Raw genomic sequence first — 14533 nt, 5'->3', positions numbered from 1 at the left:
GTGAAAAATCACACCTCTGGCGGGAGCAATCTCGGTCGGGCGGTGTTGATTTATGTTCTTTTATCTATTGGAGCTCTGTCAATGCAGAACCAAAGAATCCGTATCCGCCTGAAGGCTTTTGATCATCGCCTGATTGATCAATCCACTGCGGAAATCGTTGAAACTGCTAAGCGCACTGGCGCGCAGGTTCGCGGTCCTATTCCGCTGCCGACTCGCAAAGAGCGCTTCACCGTCCTGATCTCCCCGCACGTCAACAAAGATGCGCGTGATCAGTACGAGATCCGCACTCACAAGCGTCTGGTAGACATCGTTGAGCCGACTGACAAGACCGTAGACGCCCTGATGCGTCTGGATCTGGCAGCTGGTGTAGACGTCCAGATCAGCCTGGGTTAATTACGGAAAGAGGTTGATAACAATGACAATCGGTCTTGTAGGTCGCAAAGTGGGTATGACTCGCATCTTCACTGAAGATGGCGTTTCTATCCCGGTGACTGTTATCGAAGTTGAAGCTAACCGTGTAACTCAGGTCAAATCTGTAGAAACCGACGGCTACAACGCTATTCAGGTTACCACTGGCGCCAAAAAAGCCAGCCGTGTGACCAAGCCGGAAGCTGGCCACTTCGCCAAAGCTGGTGTAGAAGCCGGTCGCGGTCTGTGGGAATTCCGCCTGAACAACGGTGAAACTTTCACTGTTGGTAGCGAGCTGAAAGTAGATCTTCTCGCTGACGTTAAGCTGGTAGACGTTACCGGCACATCCAAAGGTAAGGGCTTTGCTGGTACTGTTAAGCGCCACAACTTCCGCACCCAGGATATGACCCACGGTAACTCCTTGTCTCACCGCGTTCCGGGTTCTATCGGTCAGAACCAGACTCCGGGTCGTGTATTCAAGGGCAAAAAGATGGCTGGTCACATGGGTGCTGAGCGTGTAACGACTCAGAACCTGGAACTGGTTCGTGTTGACGCTGAACGCAACCTGCTGCTCATCAAAGGTGCAGTACCGGGTGCAACCAACGGCAACGTGATCGTCAAACCTGCCGTCAAAGCGTAACGTCTGAGGAGATAGTAATGGAATTGGTAATGAAAGACGCCAAGAGCGCTCTTGAAGTTTCCGAGACTACCTTCGGGCGCGAATTCAACGAAGCTCTGGTTCACCAGGTTGTCGTTGCATATGCCGCTGGTGCCCGTCAGGGTACTCGTGCGCAGCTGACTCGCTCTGAAGTGTCTGGTGGCGGCAAAAAGCCGTGGCGTCAGAAGGGTACTGGTCGTGCCCGTGCTGGCTCCATCCGTTCGCCCATCTGGCGTTCCGGTGGTGTGACTTTTGCTGCTAAGCCGCAAGATCACAGCCAGAAAGTAAACAAGAAGATGTACCGCGGCGCTATCCGTAGCATTCTGTCCGAGCTGGTACGTCAAGAGCGCCTGATCGTTGTTGAGAAGTTCGGCATCGAAGCTCCGAAGACCAAAGAACTGATCGCCAAGCTGAAAGAAATGGAACTGACTGACGTTCTGATCGTGACTGCTGAAGTCGATGAGAACCTGTTCCTGGCTGCTCGCAACCTGTACAAAGTTGACGTGCGTGACGTTGCCGGTATCGACCCGGTCAGCCTGATCGCTTTCGACAAGGTTCTGATGACTGCTGACGCAGTTAAGCAAATCGAGGAGATGCTGGCATGATCCGTGAAGAGCGTCTGCTGAAAGTTCTGAAGGCTCCGCACATCTCTGAAAAGAGCACCATGGTTGCAGAAAAGCAGAACACTATCGTGTTCAAAGTTGCTGTTGATGCTACCAAGGCGGAAGTCAAAGCTGCAGTTGCGAAACTGTTCGAGGTCGAAGTTGAGACCGTCCGTACCCTGAACATGAAGGGTAAGACCAAGCGCGCAGGTGCACGCGTAGGCCGTCGTTCCGATTGGAAAAAGGCTTATGTGACCCTGAAAGCTGGTCAGGACATCGACTTCATGGGCGCAGCCGAGTAAGAGGAGTTCTCAAAAATGGCAATCGTTAAGTGCAAGCCTACTTCTCCGGGCCGCCGCCACGTCGTCAAGATCGTCAATCAAGAGCTGTACAAGGGCAAGCCCTTCGCCGCTCTGCTGGACAGCAAAAGCAAGTCCGGTGGTCGTAACAACAACGGCCGTATCACTACCCGTCATATCGGTGGTGGTCACAAGCAGCACTACCGTATCGTCGACTTCAAGCGCGACAAAGACGGTATCCCGGCTAAAGTAGAGCGCCTGGAATACGATCCGAACCGTACCGCTAACATCGCTCTGGTGTTGTATGCAGATGGTGAGCGTCGTTACATCCTGGCTCCGAAAGGCCTGAAAGCTGGTGACGCGATCGCTTCTGGTGCTGATGCAGCCATCAAGGTAGGTAACGCCCTGCCGATGCGCAACATCCCGGTTGGTTCTACCGTTCACGCTGTAGAGATGAAGCCTGGTAAAGGTGCCCAGCTGGCTCGTTCCGCTGGTACTTTCATCCAGATCCTGGCTCGTGAAGGTAACTATGTAACTCTGCGTCTGCGTTCCGGCGAAGTACGTAAAGTTCTGGCCGAGTGCCGCGCTACCATCGGTGAAGTCGGTAACTCCGAGCACATGTTGCGTCAACTGGGTAAAGCCGGTGCAAACCGCTGGCGTGGTATTCGTCCGACCGTTCGCGGTATGGCGATGAACCCGGTTGACCACCCGCACGGTGGTGGTGAGGGTCGTAACAAGGGCATGCAGCCTGTGTCCCCATGGGGCCAGAAGGCTAAAGGCTTCAAGACCCGTAAGAACAAGCGTACCGACAAGTACATCGTACGTCGTCGTAACAAGTAATTGTTAACATAGAGGAATCACCATGCCACGTTCTCTCAAGAAGGGTCCATTTATTGACCTGCACTTGCTGAAGAAGGTAGAGAAAGCGGTGGAAAGCGGGGATAAAAAGCCGGTTAAAACCTGGTCCCGTCGTTCAATGATCATCCCGAACATGATCGGTTTGACCATCGCTGTCCATAATGGTCGTCAGCACGTTCCGGTTTTCGTTACCGAAGAAATGATCGGTCACAAACTGGGTGAATTCGCACCGACTCGTACTTATCGCGGCCATGCTGCTGATAAGAAGGCTAAGAAGCGCTAAGGGATAAATGATGGAAGCTATCGCTAAACACCGTTATGCCCGTACTTCTGCCCAGAAAGCTCGTCTGGTAGCCGATCAAGTACGTGGTCTGTCCGTAGACAAGGCTCTGAATATCCTGACCTTCAGCCCGAAAAAGGCTGCAGTGCTGGTTAAGAAAGTGCTGGAATCTGCCATTGCAAACGCTGAGCACAACGAAGGCGCCGATATCGACGCGCTGCGTGTTGCTACTATCATGGTCGACGAAGGTCCCTCCATGAAGCGCATCCGTCCGCGTGCCAAAGGTCGTGCGGATCGTATCCTCAAGCGTACCGCTCACATCACTGTAGTGGTATCCGACGCTAAGGCTGGGAGATAAGCAATGGGTCAGAAAGTACATCCTAATGGCATTCGCCTGGGTATTACCAAGCCTTGGAATTCTACCTGGTTCGCGAACACCAAAGACTTCGCTGACAACCTGTACAGCGATTTTCAAGTACGCCAGTTCCTGACCAAGGAACTGAAAAACGCGTCCTTGTCCAAGATCACCATTGAGCGTCCGGCCAAGAGCATCCGTGTGACCATTCACACCGCTCGTCCGGGTGTTGTAATTGGTAAGAAAGGCGAAGACGTTGAGAAGCTGCGCAAAGCTGTAGCCACTATTGCTGGCGTGCCTGCTCAGATCAACATTTCCGAAGTCCGCAAGCCGGAGCTGGATGGCAAACTTGTTGCCGACAGCATCACTTCCCAGCTGGAGCGTCGTGTAATGTTCCGTCGTGCTATGAAGCGCGCCGTACAGAACGCAATGCGCCTGGGTGCCAAGGGCATCAAAGTGGAAGTTTCCGGTCGTCTGGGCGGCGCTGAAATCGCGCGTACCGAATGGTACCGTGAAGGTCGTGTGCCGTTGCACACCCTGCGTGCCGACATCGACTACGCAACTTCTGAAGCCCACACCACTTACGGTGTGATCGGCGTTAAAGTTTGGATCTTCAAGGGCGAAGTTCTGGGCGGTCTGGCTGCTGTTAACGCTGCCGCTGCTCAAGAGCAAGCTCCTGCAAAGCCCAAGCGTGACAACAAGCGCCGCGCTGCTAAGTAAGGAGATTCGGTAAATGTTGCAACCTAAGCGTACTAAATTCCGCAAGACCCACAAGGGTCGTAACCGCGGTCTGGCCACCTCTGGTAACGAAGTATCCTTCGGTACCTTTGGCCTGAAGGCGACATCCCGTGGTCAACTGACTGCTCGTCAAATCGAAGCAGCCCGTCGTGCCATGACCCGTCACGTTAAGCGTCAAGGTAAGATCTGGATCCGTGTGTTCCCGGACAAGCCCATCACCGAAAAGCCCCTCGAAGTTCGTATGGGTAAAGGTAAGGGTAACGTGGAATACTGGGTTTGCCCGATCCAGCCTGGCAAGGTTCTGTACGAGATGGACGGTGTACCTGAGGCTCTGGCGCGTGAAGCGTTTGCCCTGGCCGCAGCTAAGCTGTCTGTTCAGACCACTTTCGTAATTAAGACGGTGATGTGATGAAAGCCCAAGATCTGCGTCAAAAGAGCGTCGAAGAACTGAACCAGGAGCTGCTGGGCCTGCTGCGTGAGCAATTCAACATGCGCATGCAAGCGTCCACCGGCCAGCTGGCTCAGACTCACACTCTGAAACAAGTGCGTCGTGACGTCGCACGTATCAAGACTGTACTGACTGAGAAGGCAGGTGCGTAATGACTGACAAGATCCGTACTCTGCAAGGTCGTGTAATCAGCGACAAGATGGACAAGTCCATCACTGTTGCTATCGAGCGCAAGGTAAAGCACCCGATCTACGGTAAGATCATCAAGCGCACTACCAAGCTGCACGTGCATGACGAAAACAACGAGTGCAAAGCTGGCGACCTCGTGGAAATCCGCGAATGCCGCCCGCTGTCCAAGACCAAGTCCTGGACCCTGGTTGCCGTTGTAGAAAAGGCCTAATCGGTACTTTGTAGTCCAAGCGGCCCCTTTCAGGGGCCGTTTGTTTTTTAGGCTACCTTTTCTGAAAATCCTGTGTTATAGTTTCGCGCCTTTTGAAGGCAGCCAGATCCCATTAGGGATAAGAAGTAAACAAAGCGGAGCACTAAGATGATCCAGATGCAAAGTATGCTGGGTGTTGCCGACAACTCCGGCGCTCGCAGTGTAATGTGTATTAAGGTTCTGGGTGGCTCGCACCGCCGTTACGCCGGCATCGGCGACATCATCAAGGTTTCCATCAAGGAAGCCATTCCTCGCGGTAAAGTGAAGAAAGGTGATGTGTATAACGCGGTGGTCGTACGCACCCGTAAAGGCGTTCGTCGTCCGGACGGCTCTGTCATCCGTTTCGACAACAATGCGGCTGTGTTGCTTAACAACAACCAACAGCCAATCGGTACTCGTATTTTTGGCCCGGTGACCCGTGAACTGCGTAATGAGAAGTTCATGAAGATTGTGTCCCTGGCACCCGAAGTACTGTAAGGAGTCGAACGATGGCAGCTAAAATCCGTCGCGAAGACGAAGTGATTGTTCTTACCGGCAAAGACAAGGGCAAGCGTGGCAAAGTCACTCAAGTCCTGATTGCAAAAGGTAAGGTAATCGTGGAAGGCATCAACCAGGTGAAGAAACACCAGAAGCCGGTACCCGCACTGGGTCAGGCTGGCGGTATCGTCACCAAAGAAGCCCCCATCGATGTATCAAACGTAGCGCTGTTCAACTCTGCCACTGGCAAAGCTGACCGCGTTGGTTTCCGGATTGAAGACGGCAAAAAAGTCCGTTTCTTCAAATCCACCGGCGAACTTGTGAAGTAATTGGAGTTTAACGATGGCGAAACTGCATGATTACTACAAATCCGATGTAGTAAATGAACTGTCCAAGCAGTTCGGTTACAAGACTATCATGCAAGTCCCTCGGATCGAGAAAATCACCCTGAACATGGGTGTTGGTGAAGCGATCTCTGACAAGAAATTGCTGGAAAATGCTGCTGCCGATATGGCTGCCATTTCCGGTCAGAAGCCGCTGATCACCAAAGCTCGCAAATCTGTTGCGGGCTTCAAGATTCGTGAAGGCTACCCGATAGGTTGTAAAGTAACCCTGCGTGGCGAGCGTATGTGGGAGTTCCTGGAACGGCTGATCTGCATCTCCGTACCGCGTATCCGTGACTTCCGTGGCCTGAACGCTAAAGCGTTCGACGGTCGTGGTAACTACTCCATGGGCGTGCGTGAGCAGATCATCTTCCCGGAAATCGACTATGACAAAGTCGATCGCGTCCGTGGTCTGGATATCACCATCACCACTTCCGCGAATACCGATGAAGAAGGCCGTGCTCTGCTGGCTGCCTTTAACTTCCCATTCCGCAAGTAAGGTTAGGGTTATGGCTAAAACATCCATGAAAGCGCGCGAAGCAAAGCGTGCCAAGCTGGTAGCCAAGTACGCGACCAAGCGTGCCGAGCTGAAAGCTATCATCGTTGACATGAACGCTTCTGAAGAAGCGCGTTGGGATGCTGTACTGCAACTGCAACAGCTGCCCCGTGATTCCAGTCCGTCCCGCCAGCGTAACCGTTGCAATATTACTGGTCGTCCGCACGGTTTCCTGCGCAAGTTTGGCCTGTCTCGCATCAAGGTGCGTGAGCATGCCATGAAGGGCGAAATTCCGGGCCTGAAGAAGGCTTCTTGGTAACGAATCTCGGGAGTTAGACTTATGAGCATGCAAGATCCGATCGCGGATATGCTGACCCGCATCCGTAACGGTCAGGCGGCGAGCAAAGTTGCGGTTTCCATGCCTTCTTCCAAGCTGAAAGTGGCTATCGCCAAAGTGCTGAAAGAAGAAGGTTACATCGCTGGCTACTCCGTAGCTGGTGACGTGAAGCCGGAACTGGAAATTGAACTGAAATATTTCCAGGGCAAGCCAGTTGTAGAACTGATCCAACGCGTAAGCCGTCCAGGCCTGCGTATTTACAAGCGCACTACTGATCTGCCGAAAGTTATGGGCGGTCTCGGTGTTGCTATCGTGTCCACGTCTAAAGGTGTGATGACTGACCGTGCTGCTCGCAAAGCAAGCATGGGCGGTGAGATCATCTGCTACGTCGCTTAATAGGAGGTAGGAAATGTCTCGTGTTGCTAAGGCACCCGTCACTATTCCTGCTGGCGTAGAGGTGACTCTGAACGGCCAGGAACTGACCATCAAAGGTGGTAAAGGTTCTCTGGTTCGCTCTATTCACGCCGGTGTAGAAGTGACCAAAGAAGACAATGTACTGAAGTTCGCCCCGCGCGGCAGCATCGCTGGTGCTGACGCTCAGGCCGGTACTGCCCGTGCATTGGTCAACAACATGGTAATCGGTGTTACCCAAGGCTTCGAGCGCAAGCTGCAGCTGGTTGGTGTAGGTTATAAAGCCTCCATCAAGGGCAATGCTGTTGCGCTGGCTCTGGGCTTCTCTCACCCGGTAGAGCATGCGCTGCCGGCTGGTGTGACCGCTGAGTGCCCGACTGCCACAGAAATCGTTCTGCGTGGTGTCGACAAGCAGCTGGTTGGCCAAGTCGCCGCCGATATCCGTGCTTACCGCGCTCCGGAGCCCTACAAGGGCAAGGGTGTACGCTATGCCAACGAGCAAGTGCGTACTAAAGAAGCTAAGAAGAAGTAAGGTAACACTATGGACAAGAAAGCAGCTCGTCTCCGTCGTGCTACTCGTGCTCGGAAAAAGATGCAGGAACTGGGAGCTACCCGTCTGGTTGTTCACCGTACCCCGCGTCATATCTATGCGCAGGTTATTGCAGCCAACGGTTCCGAAGTTCTGGCCTCTGCTTCCACAGTAGAGAAAGCCATCAGTGAAGCTCTGAAATACACCGGTAACGCAGATGCGGCTACCGCTGTAGGTAAAGCTATCGCTGAGCGTGCTATTGCCAAAGGCGTTCAGAACGTATCTTTCGATCGTTCCGGTTTCAAGTATCACGGTCGCATCGCTGCCCTGGCAGCTGCCGCACGTGACGCTGGTCTTCAGTTCTAAGCTAGGAGTCGAAGATGGCTAAAGTCGAATCTCAAGCCGGCGAACTGCAAGAAAAGCTCATTGCAGTAAACCGTGTTTCGAAAACTGTTAAAGGTGGTCGTATCATGTCCTTCACCGCGTTGACCGTGGTGGGTGATGGTAACGGCCGTGTAGGTTACGGTTACGGTAAAGCCCGTGAAGTTCCGGCTGCTATTCAAAAAGCAATGGAACAGGCCAAGCGTAACCTGAACAAGGTTGAACTGAACAACGGCACCCTGCACCACCCGGTGAAAGGTGTTCACTCCGGTTCCACCGTGTTCATGAAGCCGGCCTCCCAAGGTACTGGTATCATCGCAGGCGGCGCTATGCGTGCCGTTCTGGAAGTTGCTGGTATCCACAACGTGCTGGCTAAGACCTACGGTTCCACCAACCCAATCAACGTTGTTCGCGCAACTGTAGACGCTCTGGTTCACGGTCAGTCACCGGAACAGATCGCTGCCAAGCGTGGTCTGCGCGTTGAAGAAATTCTGGGGTAATGCGACATGGCTAACACTGTAAAAGTAACTCAAACTCGCAGCTCTATCGGCCGTCTGCCAAAGCACAAGGCGACTCTGCGTGGTCTGGGTCTGCGTCGCATTGGTCACACCGTTGAGCTGGAAGATACTCCTTGCGTACGCGGTATGATCAACCAGGTTTATTACATGGTTAAGGTGGAGGGCTAAGCATGCGTCTGAATACTCTGTCTCCGGCCGCTGGTTCCAAGCGCGTTAAGCACCGTCCGGGCCGTGGTATCGGTTCTGGTCTGGGCAAGACCGGTGGTCGTGGTGTTAAAGGTCAAACCTCTCGTTCCGGTGGCGGTAAAGTCCGCAACGGTTTCGAAGGCGGCCAGATGCCTTTGAAAATCCGTCTGCCGAAGTTCGGTTTCTTCTCTCGCAAATCTTTGGTATCTGCCGAAGTGCGCCTGAACGAAATCGCCCTGGTAGAAGGTGATGTAGTCGACGTGAGCACTCTGAAGCAAGCCGGCGTTCTGACCAAGAACATCGTGTTCGCTAAAGTTGTTCTGTCTGGCAACATTGACCGTGCTGTGACCGTTCGTGGTCTGTCCGTCACCAAAGGTGCACGTGCAGCCATCGAGGCCGCTGGCGGTAAAATCGAGGAATAATCAGTACAATGGCTAAGAAACCAGGATTGGATGTTAAAGCACAGGGTGGTCTGAGTGAACTGAAGAGCCGTCTGCTCTTCGTTCTCGGGGCGATTATCGTTTTCCGTGCAGGCTCTTATGTGCCGATTCCTGGTATTGACGCCGCCGTACTGGCCGAGTTGTTCCAGCAACAGAAGGGCACCATCATTGAGATGTTCAACATGTTCAGTGGTGGTGCACTATCGCGTGCTTCTATTCTTGCGTTGGGGATCATGCCGTACATTTCGGCGTCGATCATTATCCAGCTGCTGACAGTGGTTCATCCTGCTCTTGCTGAACTCAAGAAAGAGGGTGAATCCGGCCGTCGCAAGATTAGCCAATATACCCGTTGGGGCACGCTGGTTTTGGGAACTTTCCAGGCCATTGGTATTGCAACCGGTCTGCCGAATATGATGCAAGGACTCGTGACTCATCCGGGTTTGGGCTTCTATTTCACAGCGGTTGTGAGTCTGGTCACCGGTACCATGTTCTTGATGTGGTTGGGTGAGCAGATTACCGAGCGTGGGATTGGTAATGGTATCTCGTTGATTATTTTCACAGGTATCGTTGCTGGTCTGCCGCATGCCATTGGCGCTACGGCCGAACAGGCACGTCAAGGGGAATTGCACATCCTGCTGTTGTTGTTGCTGGGCTTGATTGTTTTCGCAGTGACTTACTTTGTGGTGTTCGTGGAGCGTGGTCAGCGTCGTATCGTCGTTAACTATGCCAAGCGTCAACAAGGCCGCCAGGTATTTGCCGCGCAAAGCACGCACCTGCCGTTGAAAGTGAATATGGCTGGTGTGATTCCTGCGATTTTCGCATCCAGTATCATCCTCTTCCCGGGTACCATTACCTCCTGGTTTGGTCAGGGTGAGGGTAAAGTCGCTGATATCCTGCAACAGGTCTCTATGGTCCTGCAGCCGGGTCAGCCGCTTTACGAGATGCTGTATGCAGCAGCCATTATCTTTTTCTGTTTCTTCTATACCGCGCTGGTGTTCAACCCCCGCGAGACAGCAGATAACCTGAAGAAGAGTGGAGCCTTTATCCCGGGGATCCGCCCGGGCGAGCAGACAGCACGTTATATCGATAAGGTTATGACTCGCCTGACATTGGCAGGTGCGCTCTATATAACCTTTATCTGTCTGGTACCCCAGTTCCTGATGACTGCCTGGAACGTACAGTTCTACTTCGGTGGCACTTCGCTGCTGATTATTGTGGTGGTTATCATGGACTTCATGGCTCAGGTACAAACCCATATGATGTCTCATCAATATGGTGACGTCCTGAGGAAGGCCAACCTGAAGGGCTACGGCCGCTAAAGGTCGGCGTAGTTACGGAGTTAAGCAATGAAAGTTCGTGCTTCCGTTAAGGCAATCTGCCGTAACTGCAAAATCATCAAGCGTCACGGTGTGGTGCGTGTGATTTGCAGCGAGCCAAAGCATAAACAGCGCCAAGGCTAATTTTTTACGGTTAGTACTTGCAACAAATAGTTGTGCTGGCTAATATAGCCAGCCAACTTTTGTTGTGTATTGGTTGACCGCCACGTATCCGCTCACGGGCTTTGTGGTGGTCGTAATCTACTATATGTAGGAGTGAATAGTGGCCCGTATCGCTGGCATTAACATTCCTGACCATAAGCATGCAGTCATTGCTTTGACTGCGATTTATGGCGTCGGTCGTACCCGCTCCAAGGCCATTTGTGCCGCAGCCGGTATCGCTGAGAATGTGAAAATTAAAGACCTGGACGAAGCTCAGATCGAGAGTCTGCGTGAACAAGTAGGTAAATTCACCGTTGAAGGTGACCTGCGTCGTCAGATTTCCATGAACATCAAGCGATTGATGGATCTGGGTTGCTACCGTGGTTTGCGTCACCGTCGTAGCCTGCCTGTTCGTGGTCAACGTACCAAGACCAACGCTCGTACCCGTAAGGGTCCGCGCAAGGCTATCAAGAAGTAACGGGAAGGTAGAAAATGGCTAAAACTCCGACTCGTGCTCGCAAGCGCGTTAAAAAGCAAGTGAGCGACGGTATTGCGCACGTTCATGCATCTTTCAACAACACAATCGTGACCATTACTGACCGTCAGGGCAATGCTCTGTCTTGGGCTACTTCTGGTGGTTCCGGTTTCCGTGGTTCTCGTAAGTCCACCCCGTTCGCTGCTCAGGTAGCTGCCGAGCGCGCTGGTGAGATGGCCAAAGAATATGGCGTCAAGAACCTGGAAGTCATGGTCAAAGGTCCGGGTCCCGGTCGTGAGTCTTCCATCCGCGCCCTGAACGCGGCTGGTTTCCGCATCACTAACATTACTGATGTGACTCCGATCCCGCACAACGGTTGTCGTCCTCCCAAGAAGCGCCGCGTGTAACGCTGTAGCTACTTGGTCTAGGATTGTTGGAGAAAGAAGATGGCAAGATATATCGGTCCTAAGCTTAAGCTTAGCCGTCGTGAGGGCACAGACCTCTTCCTGAAGTCTGGTGTTCGTGCGATTGATTCTAAGTGCAAGATTGACACCGCTCCTGGTCAGCACGGCGCTCGCAAGCCCCGTCTGTCCGATTACGGTGTGCAACTGCGCGAGAAACAAAAAGTTCGTCGTATCTACGGCGTATTGGAAAAACAGTTCCGCAACTACTACCGCGACGCTGCCCGTCAAAAGGGTAACACCGGTGAAAACCTGTTGCAGCTGCTGGAAGGTCGTCTGGACAACGTCGTATACCGCATGGGCTTCGGTGCTACCCGCGCTGAATCTCGTCAGCTGGTGAGCCACAAGGCCATCATGGTAAACGGCCGCGTTGTGAACATTCCTTCTTTCCAGGTTTCCCCTGAGGACGTGATCTGCGTTCGTGAGAAGGCTAAGAAGCAAGCGCGTATCAAAGCTGCCCTTGAGGTTGCTGGTCAGCGCGAGAAGCCGACTTGGGTAGAGGTTGATGCCGCTAAAATGGAAGGTGCCTTCAAGCGCCTGCCAGAGCGTTCCGACCTGTCTGCCGACATTAACGAACAGCTGATCGTCGAGCTTTACTCCAAGTAAAGCTAGCTTCTAAAGAGAGGACACAATGCTGGGTTCTGTAACAGATTTTCTTAAACCGCGGCTAGTTGACATCGAGCAAGTTAGCCCGACTCATGCGAAAGTGACTCTTGAGCCACTCGAGCGTGGCTTTGGTCACACGCTGGGCAACGCCCTGCGTCGTATTTTGCTGTCTTCTATGCCCGGTTGTGCAGTTACTGAAGTCGAAATTGACGGGGTACTGCATGAGTACAGCAGCAAAGAAGGTGTACAGGAAGACATTCTTGAAATCCTGCTCAACCTGAAAGGTATCGCTGTGAAGCTGGAAGGCAAGGACGAGGTAACTCTGTCCCTGACCAAGTCTGGAACAGGCCCCGTTACCGCAGGTGATATCACTCACGGTGATGAAGTCGAGATCGTAAACCCGGAGCACGTAATCTGCCACCTGACTGGTGCCAATGCTGAAATCAGCATGCGCCTGAAAGTTCAGCGCGGTCGTGGTTATGTGCCTGCTTCTGCTCGTGTTCACAACGATGACGAAGAGCGTCCGATTGGTCGCCTGCTGCTGGACTCCGCGTTCAGCCCCATCGTTCGTATTGCCTACAATGTTGAGGCAGCACGTGTGGAACAGCGTACCGACTTGGACAAGCTGGTTATCGACATGGAGACCAATGGTACTCTGGATCCTGAAGAAGCCATCCGTCGTTCTGCCACTATCTTGGCTGAGCAACTGGAAGCCTTCGTGGATCTGCGCGATGTCAGTGTGCCCGAGAAGAAAGAAGAGAAACCCGAGTTTGATCCGATTCTGCTGCGTCCTGTCGATGATTTGGAGCTGACAGTTCGTTCTGCGAACTGTCTGAAGGCAGAAGCTATCCACTATATTGGTGATCTGGTACAGCGTACCGAAGTTGAGTTGCTTAAGACTCCTAACCTCGGTAAGAAGTCCCTGACTGAGATCAAGGACGTGTTGGCCTCCCGTGGTCTGTCTCTTGGCATGCGCCTTGAGAACTGGCCGCCCGCCAGCATCGCTGACGAGTAATCCAGATTACGGGTTTCACAGATTTAGTTAGAAGGATAAGGTCATGCGCCATCGTTTGAGTGGTCGTCAACTGAACCGGAACAGCAGCCATCGTCAGGCTATGTTCCGCAACATGGCCAGCTCCCTGGTTCGTCATGAGATCATCAAGACGACTCTGCCTAAGGCAAAAGAGCTGCGTCGTGTAGTTGAACCGCTGATCACCCTTGCCAAGACTGATAGCGTTGCTAATCGTCGTCTGGCATTTGCCCGCACTCGCGACAACGCGATCGTGGCTAAGCTGTTCAATGAACTGGGCCCGCGCTACCTGGAGCGCGCCGGCGGTTATACTCGCATTCTGAAATGCGGTTTCCGTGCTGGCGACAACGCCCCTATGGCTTATATTGAGCTGGTAGACCGCCCGGCCGCTGCTGAAGCAGCTGCTGAGTGATAAAGAAAAAGCCGGGCTTGTCCCGGCTTTTCTTTTAAGAGATTTTGATACTGCCTCAACTGCCTCAACTGCCTCAACTGCCTCAACTGCCTCAACTGCCTCAACTGCCTCAACTGCCTCAACTGCCTCACTCTATCATCTTGTTGCATCTATATATGAAGGAAGGGTGGTTCCTGAGCCTGGCGAAATGATGGATAGCCAGCTCACTTCATTTAAGCATCATTGGCCAGTTGATATCACCTACCAGGGTGACGCAGGGGTCTTACATATACCCGTTTGCCTAATTGCGGGCGTTTTCCTTTGTAGGGTCTCAGTCGCAAGTCCATCTTGGCCTCCTTGTTTTCGGTCATTCTAACAACCTGAAGCCTGTTTCTGTGGATAAGTTTGTATAAAAGCTGTGGCTGGATATGAATAACTAAAAAAGAGCAGTTTTTTGCAATTTTATTGCAGGAGAGGGGTTGCCAGAACGAATTCACTCCCTATAATGCGCCTCCATCGACACGGCAAGCGGCAACGCAAAGCCTAAGTCGATAACCTCGAAAAGCCTTTGCAAATAAGGCTTGACTCGAGAAGGCGGTTGAGTAGAATGCCACTCCCGCAGCAACACACTGTTGCGTCGCTCTTTAACAATTTGAATCAAGCAATCTGTGTGGGCACTCGCAGCATCGAACATCAAAAACAATTTTTGATTTTCAATGTCTGGTGAAGTGACCAAGACGATTTCTTAGCAATAAGAAGTCGAACAGTTTATTTCAGCAATTCATTGAGCCGCTTTTCGAAGCAACCAAACTTAAATTGAAGAGTTTGATCATGGCTCAGATTGAACGC

At 52.6% G+C, this 14533-nt stretch carries 29 protein-coding genes and 1 pseudogene; 28 read left to right on the top strand and 2 right to left on the bottom strand.

The features are described 5' to 3' along the window. Positions 1-81 precede the first annotated feature (81 nt). The 28 genes from rpsJ to rplQ all read left to right on the top strand — a co-directional run bounded on the left by rpsJ (position 82) and on the right by rplQ (position 13705). On the top strand, positions 82-393 hold the full coding sequence (gene rpsJ / locus G5179_RS15645) for a 30S ribosomal protein S10 (protein ID WP_005307944.1): 312 nt from the start codon (positions 82-84) through the stop codon (positions 391-393). A 22-nt stretch (positions 394-415) separates the two neighbouring features. Continuing rightward, positions 416-1048 carry a 50S ribosomal protein L3 gene (rplC, locus tag G5179_RS15640; RefSeq protein ID WP_005340620.1) on the top strand — a complete coding sequence of 211 codons (633 nt, stop codon included), beginning with the start codon at positions 416-418 and terminating at the stop codon, positions 1046-1048. Between the two features lie 17 nt (positions 1049-1065). Further along, positions 1066-1671 carry a 50S ribosomal protein L4 gene (rplD, locus tag G5179_RS15635; RefSeq protein ID WP_005340616.1) on the top strand — a complete coding sequence of 202 codons (606 nt, stop codon included), beginning with the start codon at positions 1066-1068 and terminating at the stop codon, positions 1669-1671. Then, a complete protein-coding gene (rplW, locus tag G5179_RS15630) occupies positions 1668-1970 on the top strand; it encodes a 50S ribosomal protein L23 (protein ID WP_005307955.1) in 303 nt (100 codons plus the stop codon). Before rplD ends, rplW begins: the two co-directional genes overlap by 4 nt. A 15-nt stretch (positions 1971-1985) precedes the next feature. Continuing rightward, a complete protein-coding gene (gene rplB, locus G5179_RS15625; RefSeq protein ID WP_005340614.1) occupies positions 1986-2807 on the top strand; it encodes a 50S ribosomal protein L2 in 822 nt (273 codons plus the stop codon). A 22-nt stretch (positions 2808-2829) separates the two neighbouring features. After that, positions 2830-3108, top strand: a complete 279-nt coding sequence (gene rpsS, locus G5179_RS15620; protein ID WP_005307960.1) for a 30S ribosomal protein S19 — start codon at positions 2830-2832, stop codon at positions 3106-3108. Between the two features lie 10 nt (positions 3109-3118). Further along, a complete protein-coding gene (rplV, locus tag G5179_RS15615; RefSeq protein WP_005319741.1) occupies positions 3119-3463 on the top strand; it encodes a 50S ribosomal protein L22 in 345 nt (114 codons plus the stop codon). 3 nt (positions 3464-3466) lie between these two features. Beyond that, positions 3467-4180, top strand: coding sequence for a 30S ribosomal protein S3 (gene rpsC / locus G5179_RS15610; RefSeq protein ID WP_005307962.1), 714 nt, complete (start codon positions 3467-3469; stop codon positions 4178-4180). A 13-nt stretch (positions 4181-4193) separates the two neighbouring features. Then, positions 4194-4607 (top strand): 50S ribosomal protein L16, encoded by a 414-nt coding sequence (gene rplP, locus G5179_RS15605; RefSeq protein ID WP_005340612.1) that lies wholly within the window; start codon positions 4194-4196, stop codon positions 4605-4607. Next, positions 4607-4798 (top strand): 50S ribosomal protein L29, encoded by a 192-nt coding sequence (rpmC, locus tag G5179_RS15600; protein WP_005307965.1) that lies wholly within the window; start codon positions 4607-4609, stop codon positions 4796-4798. Before rplP ends, rpmC begins: the two co-directional genes overlap by 1 nt. Next, positions 4798-5046 carry a 30S ribosomal protein S17 gene (rpsQ, locus tag G5179_RS15595; RefSeq protein WP_005307966.1) on the top strand — a complete coding sequence of 83 codons (249 nt, stop codon included), beginning with the start codon at positions 4798-4800 and terminating at the stop codon, positions 5044-5046. The genes rpmC and rpsQ overlap by 1 nt, the downstream gene beginning before the upstream one ends. A 147-nt stretch (positions 5047-5193) precedes the next feature. Further along, the gene (gene rplN / locus G5179_RS15590) at positions 5194-5562 is read left to right on the top strand and encodes a 50S ribosomal protein L14 (RefSeq protein WP_005307975.1); all 369 of its coding nucleotides are present in this window, start codon (positions 5194-5196) and stop codon (positions 5560-5562) included. An 11-nt stretch (positions 5563-5573) separates the two neighbouring features. Then, positions 5574-5891 carry a 50S ribosomal protein L24 gene (rplX, locus tag G5179_RS15585; RefSeq protein ID WP_005307977.1) on the top strand — a complete coding sequence of 106 codons (318 nt, stop codon included), beginning with the start codon at positions 5574-5576 and terminating at the stop codon, positions 5889-5891. A gap of 13 nt (positions 5892-5904) precedes the next feature. Then, complete coding sequence (gene rplE, locus G5179_RS15580) at positions 5905-6444, top strand: 50S ribosomal protein L5 (RefSeq protein WP_005331162.1); 540 nt, start codon at positions 5905-5907, stop codon at positions 6442-6444. Between the two features lie 10 nt (positions 6445-6454). Continuing rightward, positions 6455-6760 (top strand): 30S ribosomal protein S14, encoded by a 306-nt coding sequence (gene rpsN / locus G5179_RS15575; RefSeq protein ID WP_005340609.1) that lies wholly within the window; start codon positions 6455-6457, stop codon positions 6758-6760. 21 nt (positions 6761-6781) lie between these two features. Next, positions 6782-7174: a 30S ribosomal protein S8 gene (gene rpsH, locus G5179_RS15570; RefSeq protein WP_005307980.1), complete on the top strand. Its 393-nt coding sequence runs from the start codon at positions 6782-6784 to the stop codon at positions 7172-7174. A 13-nt stretch (positions 7175-7187) separates the two neighbouring features. Continuing rightward, positions 7188-7721 carry a 50S ribosomal protein L6 gene (rplF, locus tag G5179_RS15565; RefSeq protein ID WP_005340607.1) on the top strand — a complete coding sequence of 178 codons (534 nt, stop codon included), beginning with the start codon at positions 7188-7190 and terminating at the stop codon, positions 7719-7721. Between the two features lie 9 nt (positions 7722-7730). Continuing rightward, complete coding sequence (rplR, locus tag G5179_RS15560) at positions 7731-8084, top strand: 50S ribosomal protein L18 (protein ID WP_005340606.1); 354 nt, start codon at positions 7731-7733, stop codon at positions 8082-8084. A 14-nt stretch (positions 8085-8098) separates the two neighbouring features. Beyond that, complete coding sequence (gene rpsE / locus G5179_RS15555) at positions 8099-8599, top strand: 30S ribosomal protein S5 (protein WP_005342686.1); 501 nt, start codon at positions 8099-8101, stop codon at positions 8597-8599. A 6-nt stretch (positions 8600-8605) separates the two neighbouring features. Further along, complete coding sequence (gene rpmD, locus G5179_RS15550) at positions 8606-8785, top strand: 50S ribosomal protein L30 (RefSeq protein ID WP_005307985.1); 180 nt, start codon at positions 8606-8608, stop codon at positions 8783-8785. Between the two features lie 2 nt (positions 8786-8787). After that, a complete protein-coding gene (rplO, locus tag G5179_RS15545; protein WP_005342691.1) occupies positions 8788-9225 on the top strand; it encodes a 50S ribosomal protein L15 in 438 nt (145 codons plus the stop codon). 8 nt (positions 9226-9233) lie between these two features. Continuing rightward, on the top strand, positions 9234-10562 hold the full coding sequence (secY, locus tag G5179_RS15540; RefSeq protein WP_005307989.1) for a preprotein translocase subunit SecY: 1329 nt from the start codon (positions 9234-9236) through the stop codon (positions 10560-10562). 27 nt (positions 10563-10589) lie between these two features. Then, positions 10590-10703, top strand: a complete 114-nt coding sequence (rpmJ, locus tag G5179_RS15535; protein ID WP_005319705.1) for a 50S ribosomal protein L36 — start codon at positions 10590-10592, stop codon at positions 10701-10703. 139 nt (positions 10704-10842) lie between these two features. Continuing rightward, on the top strand, positions 10843-11199 hold the full coding sequence (rpsM, locus tag G5179_RS15530) for a 30S ribosomal protein S13 (RefSeq protein ID WP_005307991.1): 357 nt from the start codon (positions 10843-10845) through the stop codon (positions 11197-11199). Positions 11200-11213: 14 nt separating this feature from the next. Then, the gene (gene rpsK / locus G5179_RS15525; RefSeq protein ID WP_005307993.1) at positions 11214-11603 is read left to right on the top strand and encodes a 30S ribosomal protein S11; all 390 of its coding nucleotides are present in this window, start codon (positions 11214-11216) and stop codon (positions 11601-11603) included. Between the two features lie 39 nt (positions 11604-11642). Next, a complete protein-coding gene (rpsD, locus tag G5179_RS15520; protein ID WP_005342696.1) occupies positions 11643-12263 on the top strand; it encodes a 30S ribosomal protein S4 in 621 nt (206 codons plus the stop codon). Between the two features lie 25 nt (positions 12264-12288). After that, entirely contained in the window at positions 12289-13278 is a 990-nt protein-coding gene (locus G5179_RS15515; protein WP_005307997.1) for a DNA-directed RNA polymerase subunit alpha, read from the top strand. A gap of 43 nt (positions 13279-13321) precedes the next feature. Beyond that, positions 13322-13705 (top strand): 50S ribosomal protein L17, encoded by a 384-nt coding sequence (gene rplQ, locus G5179_RS15510; RefSeq protein ID WP_005307999.1) that lies wholly within the window; start codon positions 13322-13324, stop codon positions 13703-13705. Positions 13706-13922: 217 nt separating this feature from the next. Here the strand turns inward: rplQ and G5179_RS15505 are convergent. Together G5179_RS15505 and G5179_RS15500 are read right to left on the bottom strand one after the other, a co-directional pair. Next, positions 13923-14055: pseudogene (locus tag G5179_RS15505) on the bottom strand (gamma carbonic anhydrase family protein); the annotation flags it as partial. A 122-nt stretch (positions 14056-14177) separates the two neighbouring features. Beyond that, complete coding sequence (locus G5179_RS15500; protein ID WP_421258694.1) at positions 14178-14420, bottom strand: hypothetical protein; 243 nt, start codon at positions 14418-14420, stop codon at positions 14178-14180. Positions 14421-14533: the final 113 nt, after the last annotated feature.

This window comes from Aeromonas sp. 600886, assembly GCF_049174935.1.
Classification (GTDB): Bacteria; Pseudomonadota; Gammaproteobacteria; order Enterobacterales; family Aeromonadaceae; genus Aeromonas; species Aeromonas veronii_A.
Note: the sequence above shows the minus strand (reverse complement) of the source record. Positions and strands in the feature narration are given on the sequence as shown.